This window comes from Shewanella sp. 5_MG-2023, from assembly GCF_030547465.1.
GTDB lineage: Bacteria > Pseudomonadota > Gammaproteobacteria > Enterobacterales > Shewanellaceae > Shewanella.
Genome location: NZ_JAUORC010000011.1, coordinates 39483 through 56218, shown reverse-complemented (window position 1 = coordinate 56218; position 16736 = coordinate 39483). Strand labels below are relative to the sequence as shown.

17 protein-coding genes are annotated in these 16736 nt (G+C 42.8%); 11 read left to right on the top strand and 6 right to left on the bottom strand.

The window, feature by feature from the left end; all coding sequences use genetic code 11:
* Positions 1 to 7 precede the first annotated feature (7 nt).
* Positions 8 to 379: a YacL family protein gene (locus Q4557_RS08150; RefSeq protein WP_102438420.1), complete on the bottom strand. Its 372-nt coding sequence runs from the start codon at positions 377 to 379 to the stop codon at positions 8 to 10.
* Between the two features lie 257 nt (positions 380 to 636).
* On the opposite strand from Q4557_RS08150, the gene Q4557_RS08145 reads away from it, so the two are divergent.
* On the top strand, positions 637 to 1605 hold the full coding sequence (locus Q4557_RS08145; protein ID WP_303412004.1) for a zinc transporter ZntB: 969 nt from the start codon (positions 637 to 639) through the stop codon (positions 1603 to 1605).
* A 55-nt stretch (positions 1606 to 1660) separates the two neighbouring features.
* On the opposite strand, the gene fkpA is transcribed toward Q4557_RS08145, so the two are convergent.
* Positions 1661 to 2413 (bottom strand): FKBP-type peptidyl-prolyl cis-trans isomerase, encoded by a 753-nt coding sequence (gene fkpA, locus Q4557_RS08140; protein ID WP_303412003.1) that lies wholly within the window; start codon positions 2411 to 2413, stop codon positions 1661 to 1663.
* 150 nt (positions 2414 to 2563) lie between these two features.
* Between fkpA and Q4557_RS08135 the strand changes: the two genes are divergently transcribed.
* From Q4557_RS08135 to pepN, 6 genes are all read left to right on the top strand, one after another.
* Positions 2564 to 3529, top strand: coding sequence for a WD40 repeat domain-containing protein (locus Q4557_RS08135; protein ID WP_102438414.1), 966 nt, complete (start codon positions 2564 to 2566; stop codon positions 3527 to 3529).
* 21 nt (positions 3530 to 3550) lie between these two features.
* A complete protein-coding gene (locus Q4557_RS08130; protein WP_076540726.1) occupies positions 3551 to 3763 on the top strand; it encodes a SlyX family protein in 213 nt (70 codons plus the stop codon).
* Positions 3764 to 3897: 134 nt separating this feature from the next.
* Positions 3898 to 4434, top strand: a complete 537-nt coding sequence (gene def, locus Q4557_RS08125) for a peptide deformylase (RefSeq protein WP_102438412.1) — start codon at positions 3898 to 3900, stop codon at positions 4432 to 4434.
* Positions 4434 to 5801: a COG3014 family protein gene (locus Q4557_RS08120; RefSeq protein ID WP_102438410.1), complete on the top strand. Its 1368-nt coding sequence runs from the start codon at positions 4434 to 4436 to the stop codon at positions 5799 to 5801. Before def ends, Q4557_RS08120 begins: the two co-directional genes overlap by 1 nt.
* Before the next feature lie 68 nt (positions 5802 to 5869).
* Positions 5870 to 6463 carry a penicillin-binding protein activator LpoB gene (gene lpoB / locus Q4557_RS08115; protein WP_175609517.1) on the top strand — a complete coding sequence of 198 codons (594 nt, stop codon included), beginning with the start codon at positions 5870 to 5872 and terminating at the stop codon, positions 6461 to 6463.
* A 97-nt stretch (positions 6464 to 6560) separates the two neighbouring features.
* Positions 6561 to 9194: an aminopeptidase N gene (gene pepN, locus Q4557_RS08110; protein ID WP_303411998.1), complete on the top strand. Its 2634-nt coding sequence runs from the start codon at positions 6561 to 6563 to the stop codon at positions 9192 to 9194.
* A 126-nt stretch (positions 9195 to 9320) separates the two neighbouring features.
* On the opposite strand, the gene Q4557_RS08105 is transcribed toward pepN, so the two are convergent.
* Positions 9321 to 10619 carry an endonuclease/exonuclease/phosphatase family protein gene (locus Q4557_RS08105; protein WP_368506492.1) on the bottom strand — a complete coding sequence of 433 codons (1299 nt, stop codon included), beginning with the start codon at positions 10617 to 10619 and terminating at the stop codon, positions 9321 to 9323.
* A gap of 212 nt (positions 10620 to 10831) precedes the next feature.
* Here Q4557_RS08105 and Q4557_RS08100 point away from each other — a divergent pair, with 212 nt between their 5' ends.
* The 4 genes from Q4557_RS08100 to Q4557_RS08085 all read left to right on the top strand — a co-directional run bounded on the left by Q4557_RS08100 (position 10832) and on the right by Q4557_RS08085 (position 14815).
* Positions 10832 to 12208 carry a DUF4397 domain-containing protein gene (locus Q4557_RS08100; protein ID WP_198589932.1) on the top strand — a complete coding sequence of 459 codons (1377 nt, stop codon included), beginning with the start codon at positions 10832 to 10834 and terminating at the stop codon, positions 12206 to 12208.
* 180 nt (positions 12209 to 12388) lie between these two features.
* Entirely contained in the window at positions 12389 to 12952 is a 564-nt protein-coding gene (locus Q4557_RS08095) for a CIA30 family protein (protein WP_102438403.1), read from the top strand.
* Positions 12953 to 13044: 92 nt separating this feature from the next.
* Positions 13045 to 13644 (top strand): HAD family hydrolase, encoded by a 600-nt coding sequence (locus Q4557_RS08090; RefSeq protein WP_303411995.1) that lies wholly within the window; start codon positions 13045 to 13047, stop codon positions 13642 to 13644.
* Between the two features lie 187 nt (positions 13645 to 13831).
* Positions 13832 to 14815, top strand: a complete 984-nt coding sequence (locus Q4557_RS08085; protein ID WP_102438399.1) for a hypothetical protein — start codon at positions 13832 to 13834, stop codon at positions 14813 to 14815.
* A gap of 248 nt (positions 14816 to 15063) precedes the next feature.
* Here Q4557_RS08085 and Q4557_RS08080 read toward each other — a convergent pair whose 3' ends face one another.
* The 3 genes from Q4557_RS08080 to Q4557_RS08070 form a co-directional block, all read right to left on the bottom strand.
* Positions 15064 to 15297, bottom strand: a complete 234-nt coding sequence (locus Q4557_RS08080; protein WP_102438397.1) for a hypothetical protein — start codon at positions 15295 to 15297, stop codon at positions 15064 to 15066.
* Positions 15298 to 15417: 120 nt separating this feature from the next.
* Positions 15418 to 15765, bottom strand: coding sequence for a DUF3024 domain-containing protein (locus Q4557_RS08075; protein ID WP_102438467.1), 348 nt, complete (start codon positions 15763 to 15765; stop codon positions 15418 to 15420).
* 108 nt (positions 15766 to 15873) lie between these two features.
* On the bottom strand, positions 15874 to 16704 hold the full coding sequence (locus tag Q4557_RS08070) for a class I SAM-dependent methyltransferase (protein ID WP_303411992.1): 831 nt from the start codon (positions 16702 to 16704) through the stop codon (positions 15874 to 15876).
* Positions 16705 to 16736 lie beyond the last annotated feature (32 nt).

The window sequence follows — 16736 nt, the reverse complement described above, 5'->3', positions numbered from 1 at the left end:
ACATCAACTAGGCTCTGGCGATAAACTCAACCCAACTCTTTAAGGCACTTTCAAAGTCTTCTAAACCACAAAAGGCTTCTGACTCTGCATCATACATATTCATTGACTCTTCCAAGTCAAAGTCTTCATCAAAATCAATGGCATTGGTATAAATCCGCACCTGCTCACTGTCAATCGCGATAGACAAATCGTTACTTTGCCACGACCAGCCTGCTTTTTTGCTGGCCCTAATTTGTTCAATTTGCTGCAAAATATCGTGGCATTGGGATTTATCAGTACCAAGTTGCTCAGCAAAAAATCGTCCGAGTATCGCATGCTCCATACTGAATTCTGCAAACACGGTGCCGTCTAGACTATTACGGCGAAATTCATATTCCATGGTAAAGCTCAATTAAATAAGGCATTAAGTCTATTTTAACTGATATTGATGCAAACTGCTTAATTACAGCCAGTAAATAATTAAAAATACCCCGAATGGTATTTAAACTTACAGCATCTAAAATGCCTTAATAAGGCATTAGCAAGTAGGTTAAATAGTTAGCGGTATATTTAATGCTAAGTGATAGGATAGGCATTACCAACAAGATAAATCCGCTTTTAAACCATACACCATACCGCCTAGGTATAAGGAATCATATGGAATCAGGTTTTATATATTGCTTATTATTATCAGGTCCTAATGCTGGTCAAAGTTTAACACCTGAGCAAGTTAACCAATGGCAGCCTGCAGATGGTTTATTGTGGCTACATCTGCGTTATAGCGCAGCCGATGCCATAGCGTGGATTAACAACGCCCAATTACCCGCCACTGAAACAGACACCCTACTGGCAGAGCACACTCGCCCAAGGGCTCTTAGCACTGCAGATGGTATATTAATGGCTTTACGCGGAGTTAACCTTAACCCCAATTCAGCGCCAGAAGACATGGTGTCGATGCGCGTTTTCGCCCAGCCACAGCGGATAATCTCTACCTGTGAACGGCCACTACAATCGGTAAAAGATATTGCTCAACATATAATAAGCTCACCTGGTTCTATTGATTCTAGTGCTGATTTTCTTATCTCTTTATGTGAACGTTTAACTCACAGAAAAGTAGAACTCATCCATAATCTTGAAGATGAACTAGATAATCTTGATGAGCAGGTGTCTGAGCATAACAGCCAAACTTTACGCTCCGATATTGCTGATCTGCGTAAGCAAACGGTTATTTTACGGCGATACTTTTCGCCCCAACGGGATGCTTTTTCGCGGCTACTCAATGACAGCCACTTGCTCTTTAATACTGAGCATAAGCTTCGCATTAGAGAAATTAATGAAGTGCTCATTCGGGTCATTGAGGATTTAGATGCGGTGCGTGATAGAGCCAGCGTCACTCAAGAGCAGCTGCAATCAGTGCAATCTGAGCAGCTTAATAAACGGCTTTATTTTCTGTCACTGATCTCAGCAATATTTTTACCATTGGGCTTTTTAACGGGCTTGCTTGGGGTCAATATTGGCGGCATACCTGGTACTGATAGCCATTTAGCGTTCAGCTTATTTTGTGCAGGACTGTTTGCCATTATTGCGCTGCAAATGTGGCTATTTTATCGCTTTAAATGGTTGTAGTGATTTTCAGACAATAAAAAAGGACGCTTGGCGTCCTTTTTTATTATTCGAAAAATTACTGCGCAGCTGGTGCCGCTTGTGCTTTTTCGATAGACAGCAATTCAACTTCAAATACTAAGGTTGAATTAGCTGGGATAGTACCAGTATCACGTTCGCCGTAAGCAAGTTCTGATGGGATAACGAACTTGTACTTAGCACCAACAGGCATTAATTGAACACCTTCAGTCCAACCAGGAATAACGCGGTTTAGTGGGAACTTAGCTGGCTCACCACGGCTGTATGAGCTATCAAACTCAGTACCGTCAATCAAAGTACCTTTATAGTGTACTTCAACCGTGTCTTCAGCAACTGGAGTGTCACCTGCACCCGCTTCAAGTACTTCGTACTGTAAACCAGATTCTGTGGTTACTACGCCTTCTTTAGCTTTGTTGGTTTCAAGGAACTTTTGACCTTCTTCAACCGCTTTGCTGGCTAATAATGCAGCTTGCTCAGTACGCTTTTCGTTTAATTTAGTGTCTAAACCTTGAAGAACCACTTGCATCTCTTCTTCAGTTAACTCTAGCGAATCAGCTAAACCATCGCTAAAACCTTGGATAACTAAAGTTCTATCAACTGCAAACCCTAACTCTTCTTGTTCAGTAATATGACCCGCCATGTAACGGCCAATAGAACCACCAACACTGTAAGCTTCTTTTTGTGCATCCGTTGTTAATTCAACTTTTTTAGCAACAACTTCTTGCTCTTGATTACACGCAGTTAGACCAACTACAGCCAATGCAACTAACGATAATTTGTAAATAGATTTCATTAAAGCTTCCTCAGCACTCTTGAGCGGTTACAATAACCTTTAAATGTAAAATTTGTATATATTTGGCCACTTTATACTAATTAAAGTGTTTTTAGCAATGGCCGTAAGTCATATCAACGCCAATAAGACAACATTTATGGGAGTAAGTTCATGGTTAGGATCATAATGCTGATATTTTGCATTTGCTTACTCATAGGTTGTCATCCCTCTGCCACACACGTCTTTAGCGTCACTGATGATGCCAGTTACAGCGCCAGCTTATCTGAAGATGGCCAATATGCACTTGTTAGTACAGCAAGTAATGGGATTTTATGGTGGGATCTCAAGGCTAACCAGCTAAAATACCATTGGCAGCATGGCAATAGTGCTAGCGAAAGCGATAATAGCGTCTTTGATACAGCGATCTCTGCCAATGCGCATTATGCCGCGACATTATCTAATAGCTCATTAGTGATTTGGAATATCCAAAGTGGTAAATCCATTGGCTGGTGGTCCTTGCCCGCATCAGCACAATCGGTGGCGATTGCTAATAATGCCCAAACCCTAGTGGGATTAATTGATGGCTCAGTAATGTCATTGGCACCAGAAAAAAATCTGATTAAATTTTTGGGCCATAATGAGCGCGTTTCAAGCGTGTCAATTTCCGCTGATGGCCAGCGGGCACTAACAGGCTCCAATGATGGCTCTGTTATCTTGTGGCAAGCACAAACAGGCCAACCGATTCAGCAATGGCAACTTGAGTCACGCCTTAGTAAAGTACAATTGAATCAGCGCGGCAGCTTGAGTTTTGTCAGTGATATTAAAGGTCATGCCTATATCTATCACAATGACACTGGCGCACAGCAATCGCAATTGGCCATAAACCGACGCCAAATGACCTTTAGTAGTGCCAGGTTTATTCATCAAGATAAACAGCTAATAACAGGCTCACCTTCCAAAGAAATTATATTATGGGATACAAAAACTGGTAAAAAACAAACAACAAGGCAAATTCAGCTGACGAAAAACAGCCAAAATAGAGGTGCCGTTGTATACTCTATTGCAAGTGATGAAAATCAAAACATCATCAGTATCAGTAATCAAGGTTTAGTAGAAACATGGGGCAACTTAAAATAGTGCCATGTTTGGAGAAGATTAATGCAAGATGTACATCAAAAAATTGATGATTTAGAAATGAAAGTCGCTTTTCAAGAAGCAACCATTGAAGATCTCAATCAAGAAGTGATTAAATTAAATGACCTTGTTGCGTTTCAGCAACATCAATTGTCATTAATCGTCAATAAACTACAAGCGATTGAACCCAGTAATATGGCTTCTCAAGCAGATGAAACACCACCGCCACATTATTAATCTATGCTATATAAGCCATGATGAGCTAAGCCGCTATGAGCTAGCTTTTAGATAACGTGGTCGCTTTATTATTAACATTAAAGAGTCAAGAATTCGCTTGATGTTATCAAGCTGAATTTTCAGTAAGGGATTATATGCTAGAAAGTAACATTCTAACGATTGCTAAAACCGGTGCCGCTATTTTAACTCACCAAACTCAGCCCGTTGTTACTTTTGATCAAGCTCTGGTTCAGCTAACCGACGATATGATGGCCACCATGCTGGCAGCCAATGGAGTCGGGATCGCTGCGCCACAAGTGTTTAGTAATAAAGCGGTATTTATTATGCATTCAAGGCCAAATGCGCGCTATCCCTCAATACCCACAAGCCAAGCAACCATAGTTATCAACCCACAAATAATTAGCAGTTCGTTAGAGGTGGAAGCGGCTACAGAGGGATGCTTATCAATCGATAACCAGCGTGTTAGCGTCTATCGGCATAAACACATTAACGTGGAATACCAAACCTTAAGCGGTAAGTGGGTAACACAACAGTTGAGCGGCTTTGATGCCCGCATTTTTCAACATGAATTTGATCATTTACAAGGTATTACTTTGCTAGAAAGGATAAATATGCCAGATCAGCAACAGGCCTTCGACCAAGAAAAATCACGGTTGCAGGACGTATGCTAATGAAAGCACTGAGCAGTATTTTCCTATTGCCAATCCTGTTATCAGGCTGCGCTTATAATAGTGTGCTGATTAACTACCCTTCGCAAATTGCGCCGATTAAACAGCAACTCAGTGGCCCAACACCCAGCGCCAAACTTAATGAGTTGGCCGGTGAAATTGATACCAATGATGGCCTACTTTACGCCCAAGAAGCTGGCCGAGTAGCGCAAATATCGGGTGATTTTGATGCCAGTAAAAATTATTACCAACAAGCCATCAAAGCCTATCAAGCCTTTGATGACAGAGCCGTTATTAGCGCCTCAGACTTAACCGCCACCGCCAGTAGCCTAGTATTAAACGACAATGCCATTCCATATCGCGGCCCAGGCTATGAGCGCATTATGGTGCATCAATACCAAGCCTTTAACTATTTATTTGCCGGCGATCCCCAAGGGGCGTTAATTGAAGTGCGCCGCAGTAATGAGCTGCAAAGCAGTGAGCAGGCGCGCTACCAAAAATCGCAAAAATCAGTGCAAGCCATGGCTAATGGCACCATTGATAGCGAATTAAATAAATTAGGCTCAGCGGCTGGCACTGTCACCAGCTCCTTTTTAAATGCCTACAGCTATTACACCACAGGTTTACTACATGAATTACTCGGCGAGCCCAATGATGCCTATATTGATTACCGTAAAGCGGCTCAAATAAGCCCGAATAATAAATACCTCCAACAAGATTTAGTCAGGTTAGCCAAGCAACTTTCAATGCCGCAATATGATGAATTCAAACGCCGTTGGGGAGATGCCATTTTACCTAAACAAGGCCAAGGTCAGGTGGTGATGGTGGTTGAACGTGGCTTTGTCCCCGAAAAACAAAGCCTGACCGTGCCGTTTACAATTCATGGCAACTGGCAAACGGTGTCATTAGCCACTTACCAGCCCTATAACCAAGTGATCCCGCCCTCAATCATTCAAGGTTTTGGCACAGTGCTAAAAGCTGAGCCCATTGCCAATATCGATGCCTTAGCCATTAATGCCTTAAAAGAAGATTTACCCGGCGCATTGGTTCGACAAGCCGCGCGGGTCTATACTAAATCAGAGTTTACTCGCAGCGTCGAAAGTGGCAGTAAACGCCGTAATAATGAAGCCGATGCCGCCGCCATATTAATGCAAATTTTCAATGTAGTAACAGAGCAAGCCGACAGAAGAAGTTGGCTAACGCTGCCAAGGCAAGCGCAAATAGCGCGCCAATATATTGAGCCAGGCGCCTATCAAGTCAGCCTAGGTAACAGCCCAGCTGCGACCATTAATGTTCACGCTAATCGGGCCACCTTAATTTGGGTAATAGAAACTGGCAATCAAACCCGTTTTTATTCAATAATAATTTAATACGACTCCTATTTAACGCGACTTTTTAAAAACAACAACTTTACCTTTTATCTAACATGGAACTTACTATGAAACATTTTAAACTGATTTTTGTTTTAGCTGCGGTTATTGGGCTATCAGCGTGTCAATCTAAGGTTGAGTATGGCGATGCCACAGAAGTAGAAACCGTGAATGAAAACTTCGGTTCAACGGATCTACAAGTCATTGCCGCCAAAATGGTCGACAGCATGTTAACCTTCCCACCAGTGATCGTAATGACCCAAAACGATCGCCCAATTATTTTCGTTGATAAAATTAAAAATAAAACCTCAGAGCACATCGACACTGAATCAGTCACTGACACCATCAGTAACAAGCTATTACGCTCAGGTAAGTTCCGCTTTATTGACATGACTAAAGTCGATTCAGTGCGCAAGCAGCTTGATTACCAAAACAATGCTGGCATGGTCGACCCATCAACTGCGATTAAGTTTGGCCGCCAAGTGGGCGCGCAATACATGCTATACGGCAATCTTTCTAGCATAGTAAAACAAGATGGCAGCACTAAAGATGTTTACTATAAAATGACCATGCGTCTTATGGACCTTGAAACAGGCTTAATTGAATGGTCTGATGAAAAAGAAATCCGTAAAGTAAAATCGAAGTCTTTCTTAGGCATGTAAGCCTATTCGATTTACAATCATAAGCCGACGTCACGTCGGCTTTTTTATAGCAAAAATAACAATAATAAAAACATCAAATTAGGTTAGGGAAGAATTTGTGAACTCGTTTAAGTCTGCGCTTATTGCACTGGTCTGCTCCAGTTTATTTGCCTGTAATGCCACCGCGCCCAATATCAAACCCCGAGATGGCAGCGAGAACATCACTCAGGGCCAAGCTAAAGCTCGCTCAAATGTGGTGTCAGAGGTAGATTACCAACTCAGTTTTACCCTCACTGGTGAAACCCGTTTTGAGGCCATTAGCAAAATAGATTTTAGCCTTGCAAGCACAGCGGAAGCATTAACCATCGACTTAAACCAAGCCAATATCAGCAAATTATTGATTAATGGCAAAAGCCTTTACCCTAACTACAATGGCGCATACCTCACCATTAACCCGCTGCTTTTATCAAGTGGCAAAAACACCATTGAGATAAGCTACAGCCGCGAGCACAGTACCAATGGCGAGGGCTTGCATCGCTTTGAAGACCCCGTTGATGGCAAGGTATATTTGTATTCCCATTTTGAACCCGCTGCTGCCCAGCAAATGTTTGCCGTGTTTGACCAACCCGATTTAAAAGCCAGCTTTCAAATTACTGTTGAAGCGCCGCCAAGCTGGCAGGTGATAAGCACCATGGCTGAAACCCATATTGAAGATCTTGGCGACAGCAAAATTTGGACTTTCCCAGCGACGCCAAAACTGAGCCCTTATAACTTCTCAATGCATGCTGGGCCTTATCATGTGTGGCAAGATAACTCAGGCAAATACCCCATGCGTTTATTTGCCCGCCAATCTGTGGCTGAGCAAGTTAACTATCAAGATTGGTTTACTTACACCAAGCAAGGCCTCAGCTTCTTCGATGATTACTTTGGTATTGACTACCCTTTTAAAAAGTACGACCAATTATTAGTGCCTGATTTTCTCTATGGCGCGATGGAGAATGCTGGCGCCATTACCTACTCAGAAAGCCGCTTTATGGTAAAAGACACCATGACCGCCGCCCAAAGGCAGCGGTTAGCTGGGGTTATCATGCATGAAATGGCGCACCAGTGGTTTGGCAATTTAGTGACCATGAAATGGTGGAATGGCTTATGGCTCAACGAAAGCTTTGCCTCCTTTATGGGCACCTTGGCCACCAGCGAAGCCACCGAATTTAACCACGCTTGGCGCAGCTTTTACGCCAGTGGCAAGCTAAAGGCGTATCAGCAAGATAGCCTAGTGACCACTCACCCCATCGAAGTTCCTGTGGCCAGTAGCAATAATGCCTTTGATAATATTGATGCTATTACCTATTCAAAAGGCGCGTCGGTGTTAATGCAATTACGCCATTTACTGGGCGCTGAGACATTCCAACAAGGTGTGCAGCAATACCTTAAAACATACAGTTATCAAAATGCCCAGTTAGCGGATTTTATTAATAGCCTTGCCAAAGCCAGTAATCGCGACTTAAGCCAGTGGACACAAGAGTGGCTGTACCAAGCTGGGGTTAACACCTTAACAGCCCAATACCAATGTAAAGACCATCGCATCAGCAAGTTTTCATTGCTACAAAGCGCCCCAAGTGAAGACTTTGCCACCCTGCGAGAACAAAAAGTACAAGTGGCATTATTTAGAGCAGCGCGGCATTTTATTCACCATAGCACCACGGTAGCGGTCACTTATAAAGGCGCCATTACCGAGGTACCTGAACTTGTAGGCGAGTATTGCCCAGACTTGGTTTACCCAAATTTTGATGATTGGGGCTTTGTAAAGGTTGAGTTAGATCAGCGCTCGTTTAACACGGTAAAGCAGCAGTTAGCTAAGGTCAGTGACCCATTACTGCGGTCAATGTTATGGCAAAGCATGTGGGACAGTGTTAGCGATGGCCACACCTCATTAAAGCAGTTTATTAATGTCGCCTTAGTTAATGCCCCATTAGAAAAAGACTACACCATTTTAGGCCAAGTCATTGGCTACTTAACAGAGGTGCAAAAAAACCTTCATAGCATGGCGCCTAACCATAAATCTTATGCCACTAAAGTCAGCAAAGCGCTAACACAAATGAGTTTACGCATGACCATGGAGCACCACGACGATGCTGATTTTCAGCGCCGTTGGTTTGATGCTTATATTAGCTTAGCCAGCGACAATGCCGCCCTTGGGCACTTAGCCGATATCTTGGCTGGCATTGCGCCGATTAAAGGGTTAACTATCAATCAGGATTTACGTTGGAAAATAATCATTCAATTAAATCGCTATGATTACCCTAATAGCGCGGCGTTGCTGGCAAACGAAAAACAACAAGATAACAGCGACAGTGGCCAAAAATCTGCCATTGCCGCAGAAGTGTCTCGCCCTCAAGCTAGCCTTAAACGTCAATGGCTACACAAGATACAAGATGACAGCCGACTGCCCTTTGCCAAAGCCCGTATCGCCATGGATCATCTTTACCCAAGCGAACAAAAATTACTGAGCGCCGCTACTGCGGAGCAGCGTTTAGATACGCTAAGTGAGATTGATAAAAAAGGCCCGGTATTTATGCGCGCTTACAACCGAGCATTAATCCCCATGGACTGCACCAATGCCAATATTGAAGCTTTATCTGAAGTGTTAAATACCCAAACGGGATTATCGAAAATGACTCGACGGGCGCTATTAGAAGCCCGTCAACATGAACAAACCTGTGTCACCATGAGTGAGGCCTTAGCTTATTAACAATAAGCTTGGCGCTCGCTTTTTGAATCAGCTTTTTGAATCAGCTTTTTGAACTAGCCGTTGAACTAGCCTTTGAATTAGCCTTTGAATTAGCTTTGTAAATCAGCTCAGTGAACTCGCGTTAGGCTACTGCCTAACGCTAAAGGTCATCATAATAGGCGCGTGATCAGTACTATCACTGTCACGTTCATATTCTGGCCTAACTAAGTGTCTATCATAGGTTTGATAGGCGCTGACCTCAGCTAAGTTTCTTGGATGCGAGGCATCAAACTCACAACTTGCCAAAATATAATCTAAAACCGAGCCGGTATTGCCATAATAATGGGTTGCTGGCCTATCATGCTGATGTAAATCAGGCGCTGGCGCATCATCAATATCGCTAGTCGATTCATCTGCATTAACACTAGATTCATATTCATCTTGGGCTAAGGTGGCATTGAGCTTTTGCCCTGCTTGAAACAATTCATAACTATCAAATAAGCTAAAGCGTTCAAACTCAGCTTTAAGATTAACGTCATTCAATACTTTAAGGTTTGGATCGATAATATCGCTTCTAAACACGCGTTTACTGTTAGCCCTAAAAGCCTCCAGCGCAGTGCTTTGAATAGAATCGTTAAAATCACCCATTAATAACACCGGCAGCTGATTAGCCTGGCGGCGTTTAGCAATTTCATAAAATAATAACGCCGCTTCACTGCCCCGCTGCATATTCGATGCCCACGTACCAAGGGCTTGTCTGGCCATAATATCCGCGCCACCAGTCATGCCAGTATCGGCTAAGGTGTCAATACCCATGCCACTGCGTTTAGACTTTAAATGCACCACATAACACTCACACTCACCAAAGTGAGGTATGTTTACCCTTGCCAGTAACGGTTGGCGGCTAAAGCTAAAATCACTGGCAATGCCCATCAGTGGCAGCAGTGAATCATCAACGCTAATTAAGGCGGTTTCGGTGATCGGAAACTTAGAGGCCAGCGCCACCACTGGGCTTTGATAAACATAGTCACTGACTAAGGTGGGCTCATCTAATACCGCAAAATAGTCATAGCCTAAAGGGAGCAATAATGCTTTTAAAGCATCGGGGCTAAAGACTTCTTGAAAACCAATCATGTCAGGTTTCTGCTCAGTGAGATAGTCAGTTAACCAGCGACATTTTTTTTGCCACTGCTGATGGGAATAAATATTTTCAAAATCATAATAAGCTGCAGGTGGCTCGATGAAGTTGAATAAATTAAACGAGGCCACCCGATACTGACGTGGCGTTTTTTGTGCAACTTTAGGGGGAATGTCAGCGTCGATTTCAGCAGCGACATCTGCCGCTATTGACAGTAACAGATCATTATTTTGATCCTTTTGCAGATCTTTTTCTAGATTATTTTTAAGAGCTTTATTCAGAGTATTTTGACGGCTTTTTAAACTCACACGCGACACCTTACAACACCGATTAAGACTACAGATTATCCCCTATTCACCCCTATGTCGATGTTTGTCATACCGACTAAAAATCACCCTATTAGAATCTCTAAAACCAACAATTGTGTTTAAAGATTAAATAAAAACATGATCCTAAATTAGCAAGTGCCGTATTACCCATCGACATGACAATACGACAAAATGAATTTGAGGATATAAAGATGAAACGGAAATACTCCCTTGGTCTGTGCTTTTCACTAATCGCCCTAACCGCTTGTTCAGATGATGACGATGACAAAATTGTTATTGAAGAAACCCCCAATATTGAATATGCCCAAGTACGAGTTATTCACGCATCAAGCGATGCGCCTATGGTTAATGTCACTGCCGATGGCGCTCAGTTATTAGCCGATGTCGATTACGCCGTTTCAAGTGGTTTGTTAGAAGTTGAAGCCTCAACCTACGCCATTACCGTAGATGCAAAGCTTGCAGATGGCACCACTACAACGGTATTGTCAGCCGACTTAGCCGCCGCTGCTGATATGGAATATACCGCCGTTGCTTTAGGTAACGTCAGCGATGAAAACTTGATGCTCAAGTTGGTTGCCAATGAAAAAGCCGACATCACCGCAGACAATGCCCGAGTGCAAGTATTACATGCTGCTCCTGATGTGGGTTTAGTGGATATTTACGTCACCGAGCCAATGGCAGACATCGCCATGATGGAGCCAACCTTATCGGCCAATTACATGGATAACAGTGATCAGCTTGAAGTGCCGACCGCTGATTATCAAATTCGAATTACCCCAAATGGTGACAAAACCGTGGTGTTTGATTCAGGCACAGTCAATTTAGCCGCAGGTAATGATTACTTCATTTCGGCAATCCCAAATGAATGGTCAGGTGACTCTCCTGTAGCGCTGTTAGTGGCATTACCAGATGCACAAGTACTTTTAAATGATGTGAGCAGTGGTAGCGACATCCGTGTAGTCCATGCCGTAGCAGACGCACCTGCTGTTGATGTGTTTCTTGATGGCAGCATGACTCCCGCCATTGACATGCTATCGTTTGGTCAATTTGCAGGTTACGTCAACATCCCAGAAGGCATGCACACAGTCACTGTGGCAGCTGATGCTGATAACTCAGTTGAAGTGATTAAAGATGCCGAAGTCGATTTAATGCTAGGTGCCAGCTACTCAGTGCTCGCAGTCGGCTCTTTATCTGACAACGACATTAGCCCTTGGGCCTTTGCCGAGCACACTCGCCGCATTGCAACTGAAGCTAGATTAAACGTCATCCACGCTTCGTACTCAGCGGGTAATGTCGATGTTTACCTCACCCCTACAGCCGACATCAGTGCATCAGAGCCTGCGCTAACAGATGTACCATTTAAAGCAGCGTCAGGTAGTTTAAGTGTTGCCCCAGGTGATTACACCGTAAGCGTCACTGTAACAGGTACTAAAACTGTTGCCATTGGTCCACTGCCAGTGAGCTTAGCTGCAAATGGGCTATACAGCGTTGCTGCAGTGGATGCAGAAAATGACACTTCTATGTTTTCAGTTATTCTAATGGATGACTTTGTTGCCGAAGAAGAGTAACAACCAATTCAATACTGATATCTACCCAGTATGAGTATTGATTAAACACGATTTACCCGTCCCTGCGTTACCTTTTGCGACTTATTCCTCACCCAGATAAGTCGCTTTTTTTACTAAAATCATCAATCAAAACCATAACTCAACTTAAATGCCAGCTAAACAACCTTGAGGCACAGCATTATGCTAAAGTTATTTCCGCTTTATATTGTCACTTTGGTGTTATTTCATTTACTCAGCATAAAGGCTTTCGCCATGGAAATTCAGTTTGATAACCCCAATCATGTCAAAGAGGGCAGAATAAGTAATGACACGGTAATGGGCGGATTATCGGCAAGTCAGCTTGACTCTCAACAAGGCCAAAATGCCGTATTTAGCGGTAATGTCTCGCTAGATAATAATGGCGGCTTTGCCTCGATAGAGTTTCAATTACGTCAAACAGCCCCTTATAGTGACCGTATTACCCTTAGGGTCTTTGGTGACGGTAAACGCTATCAATTACGCCTAAAAACCGCCAAACTGAGTTTTGGTGAAGCCTATGCCGCCGACTTTGATACGCAAGCGGGGCAATGGAGTGAACACACATTTACCGTGACAGATTTTCAGCCACGTTTTCGGGGTAGAAATATCAGCGCGCCAGCGTTAAAATTTGCTGATATCAGCCGCATTGGTTTACTGATCGCAGCCAAGCAGCAAGGCCCATTTAGTATTACCTTAGATACGCTGGTATTTGATAGCCACATATAAGCAAAAGCTAAGCACAAGCTGAGTAGAATCAGAGCATGAGCACGAAAGGCTATCGCCCATCAACACCCTATTTTTGACTGCAAGGATTAGCAATGAAAAGTTTGGCCGGCATTAAAGGCGTCATTTTTGATTTAGATGGCACCTTGGTTGAATCAGCACTGGATTTTAGCCAAATAAAACAGGAATTAGGTTGCCCATGCGATGTTGACCTACTGGATTTTGTCGCCGATATTACCCATCCGCCTTTGCGAGATAGAGCCAACCAAATTATCTTGGCCCATGAAACACAAGATGCCACGAATGCCAAAGCCTTGCCGCATATGCAAGAATTGCTCAGCAGCATTGAACAGTTAAGTTTGCCCAGCGCCATTGTTACCCGCAACAGTAAAGCGGCCACGGCCACCAAGCTTAGGCAAAATAATATCAATCTCGAACTGGTATTAACCCGCGAATGTTATCCCGCCAAACCCGCCCCAGATGCACTGCTGGCCATCGCCACCACTTGGGATTTAGACCCTGCGTCACTGATTTATGTGGGCGATTATTTATATGATATTCAAGCGGCGAAAAATGCGGGGATGAAGTCGGTTTTTATTAATCATAATAAGCAGCCTGATTATCAATCTCAGGCAGATTTTATCGTTAATGATTTACTGCAATTACAACACGCGATTATGGCGTCTAATAGCTAGTTAACTCGCTACTTTAGGGGCGTAGTTGGGATTGGTTTGTAACTCGTTTTTGGAAAAAATGAGTTTACGTTCATTTACAATACATCGGCTAATATATCCGCCTTGTTAAGAAAACTAATTCAACTCATTGCTCTACATAAATTAAAAACTACACTTAAGATTCATACTTATTACTGGATTTTCATCTATGATTACTGCAAATAATCGAGTTTTCGCCCTTTCATCAATCGCCTTATTGTTGGCTGGTTGCTCCCCAACAGCCGACCTAACTGTTAGCGAAAGCATCAGCGATTACAGCGGTTCAGCCAGTATTACCCAAGGTCTTGCAAACACAATAGAGGCTAATCTTTTTGAGTGTAAGAATGGCAGAAGCCGTGTTGCTGGCATTGGTGAAGTAATTGATGTTGACGGTAAGGTTTGGATTGTTCCTGCCGAAAATCATTTTACTACCGCAACAAAAGCAATCGACCTATATGAAGAGTGTAACAACATAACTCCTCAAGGCATTGCGGACGTGGATGAGGACTCAGTACCTGTTGCAGTTATTGATGCAGACGGAGAAGAGATCACCGGTTACATTTTTGCTGACAATTACTTTGAGTTATACATTAATGGTCAGCTTGTAGCAGTAGACACCGTACCATTCACGCCATTTAACTCTAGCATCGTAAAGTTCAAGGTTAACAAACCTTATACGATTGCTGTAAAGGTCATTGATTGGGAAGAGAACTTAGGCTTGGGTACTGAAGACAACCGTGGCAAAGCATACCACCCTGGAGATGGTGGCTTTATCGCAAGCTTTAGCGATGGCACTGTGACAGGGGCAAACTGGCAAGCACAAACGTTTTATACCGCTCCTATCTATGATTTATCCTGTTTAAGCGAAGCTGATGGAAAACGCTTATCAGCCACCTGTACAACGGAAGGTACAGATAATGGTGAGAATGCTTATGCCGCCCACTGGGAAACCCCAAGTAGCTGGATGGAACAAGAGTTTGACGCAACCTCATGGCCTCAAGCAACACAATATTCAGAAGATGAAATCGGTGTAAACAACAAAAAGTCTTACATGAACTTCATTGATAAATTCAGTGGTGCTGGAGCAAGCTTCATCTGGTCAACCAACGTTGTATTGGATAATGAAGTCCTACTTAGATATGAAGTGAAATAACTTTAAAACCTCGGTTACTCGCCCTATTCAGCAAACAGTTATGCTTTGACACTCCATAAGCATAACTGTTTGTGTAGATTACCTGCCAACAACAAGCTTTCAGCCTTGCTAACTCATTTGGGGTGCAGTGGCTAATAAAGTCTGGCCACTACATAAAACATTAACAATGGGTGGCACCTTTTTCCTGCTGAAGAAACCACTATAGCCAGTAATGAAACAAGACTACTTATAATTTCGTATTTGCTCATTTATTTAAACCCCTTGAACGCTTTCTTTAACATATTTTCAATTTCTTTTTTAGCTTCTGGAATAATGACTTCCTTAGCTTGCTCAATACCTACCTCTTTAAGGTCTGCCAGCATCATTTCAAATTTACAATGATTACATTTAACAAAGTCATCATCTTGTACATTATCAGGTTGTTCAAATTCAGTTTCACCACACTGTGGACATTGAATCTGTATGCTTTCAGTTTTGATCATGGCAACTCCGAATGTACGTGTAACGCCGCAATAATCGGACTAAAATTGCGGGTTAACATGTGTAGCAAAGCGAAGCGTAACCCACTGTTTTAGTTCCGTTATAACTACCTTGCTATACGTTTAACTAAAAAAGCAATCGTACTCATTTTGACCAACAACATTCAAGAAATCTTCTAGGTGTTTGACTGTTGCTACAGGTTCATATACATGCCATTTAAGATCAGATTTTTGCCAATAGATCTTCCACACTTTTTGCGTTTTCACATATGTAGCTTTCGCAATCGGAATATCTAATTTTTCCGATGGATTTCTAAAGTTAGCTCTAATTTCAAATAGCACAACGCTTTGATTTTCAATTTGATAACTAATATCAAGCTGGTCTCTTACATGAACAGGAGGCCGATGCTCATCAATAAACTTATCTAACTCTTTCTCACAACGCTTTATTTCAAACTCACTGATTGCCATGATAAAACTCATCTCTCTGAATGACGTATAACGCCTCGCATCAGCGGTCGACCGAAGACCGCGAAGCGGGCTTTGGGCGATCCGACTGCATGCGCTTGTTATATTTATTCATACTTTTTGGATAATAATCTCAACCGGAGCAATCAAATCGTTAGCTAAATTATCGACCATGTTCTTAATTTTATTGGAAGTGCTTTCTTGCATCAGTGTATGAAGACCCAGAGGGGGTGGACCTCCATTAGCCTCTGTTTTAGCACGTTGCTGTTTAAAGAATTCCAGTGAAAAATCACGGCGATTGTTCTCCTTGGAGATTTCAAAGCCAGCATCGCTTATAGCTTGTTTGTATTGAGCGGGAGTAGATAGTTTGCTAGTACTGCCTTCGGTCGCCCATGGAACTGGATAAATCAACTCACCATCATTTTGTCGCATAATGTCATAAACGCCGAAGGTAGACCCGGGTTTTAGCACTCGAAATATTTCGGCAAATAGCGACACTTTATCATCGATATTCATGCCTACGTGGAGCATATAACCTCCATCGAATGAACTATCTTGAAAAGGCATCGACAATGCACTCCCCTGCTCAAGCGTTATATATTCATCAAGATTTAACCAGCTACATAGCGCCTTTCCTGTCTCAATATACTCAGGTGTTAGGTCGATACCAGTAACACGGTTTTTGTATCTAGATGCGAGATATCTAGCGGCACCACCTAAACCACAACCGACATCTACTATATAGCCCTGCTCAGAAAAGTTGAGCTGATCAAATAGATTGTCTGTTGCCAAGCGTCCTCCGATATGGAACTCATCGACTGGCGCAAGGTCCTCAATTGTCACATTCTCGGTTGTTTTACCTAGAGCTGGGAGTGCTGCTTCAATAGCTTCAAGCAAACTGCCATGTAAATAGTGGTCTGATACGGATTTATCATACGACATAAAAATAACCTCCCGATTTACTGATTATGAAA